The organism is Citrobacter sp. Cpo015, from assembly GCF_030333035.1.
In the GTDB taxonomy this organism is placed as follows: Bacteria; Pseudomonadota; Gammaproteobacteria; order Enterobacterales; family Enterobacteriaceae; genus Citrobacter; species Citrobacter portucalensis.
This window is the reverse complement of record NZ_JAOWGS010000008.1, coordinates 1-234: the sequence shown is the minus strand read 5'-3', so window position 1 is coordinate 234 and position 234 is coordinate 1. Positions and strand designations below refer to the sequence as shown.

Annotated in this window: 1 protein-coding gene; it reads right to left on the bottom strand. The window is 60.3% G+C overall.

Annotation, left to right across the window (positions count from 1 at the left end; translation table 11 throughout):
- Positions 1-234 (bottom strand): hypothetical protein (locus OGY67_RS00030; RefSeq protein WP_286573047.1); only part of this gene is annotated, 234 nt, incomplete at both ends.

The window sequence follows — 234 nt, the reverse complement described above, 5'->3', positions numbered from 1 at the left end:
GGAGCGGATTTGAACGTTGCGCAGCAACGGCCCGGAGGGTGGCGGGCAGGACGCCCGCCATAAACTGCCAGGCATTAATTAAAGTGAAGAAGCCCATCCTGCCGGATGGGCTTTTTTGCGTCTGTGCGGGGTGAAAACCGCCGGATGCGGCGTACCGCCTTATCCGGCCTGCAGGGGCCGGGCTGAACGTATTTTGTAGGCCTGATAAGCGCAGCGCATCAGGCACATCACAAC